Below are 424 nucleotides of genomic sequence, written 5' to 3' on the forward strand. Positions count from 1 at the left end.
CAGCGGCTTTGTGGTGAATGAAACGCTCGCGAAACGACTCTGGCCTGGCGACGAGGCGATTGGCAAGCGCATGACGGTGCACCGCGCGTCGCAGGCTCGGGCCGACCTCGGCCAGCCGGTGACCGGGAACGTCATTGGCGTCGTCGCCGACGTGCATCAGTTCGGGCAGGACGTGGATCCACAGCCCGAGGTCTACGTGCCCAACACCCTCGAGGTGTGGCCGTGGGTTACGCTCGTCATTCGCACGAGGGAAGGAGCGCGCGCCATTCCTGCACTGCGTCGCGCCGTGCTCGACGTCGATCCGCGGCTGCCGGTGGGCGGAACGGGCGCAGCGGGACAGGGCTTCCGGACTGTTGCGTCCACGATCTCCGACGGTCTGGAGCAGCGCCGCACCGCGGTGACCCTGCTTGGCGCGTTCGCCGGC

General features: G+C 68.9%; 1 protein-coding gene. It reads left to right on the plus strand.

Going from position 1 to position 424, the window contains the following annotated elements:
- The coding region (locus tag I6F37_RS41405; protein WP_225154582.1) for a hypothetical protein at positions 1 to 424 on the plus strand (424 nt) is incomplete at both ends.

The sequence above is a fragment of the Bradyrhizobium sp. NBAIM08 genome, assembly GCF_020193935.1.
Taxonomy (GTDB): domain Bacteria; phylum Pseudomonadota; class Alphaproteobacteria; order Rhizobiales; family Xanthobacteraceae; genus Bradyrhizobium; species Bradyrhizobium yuanmingense.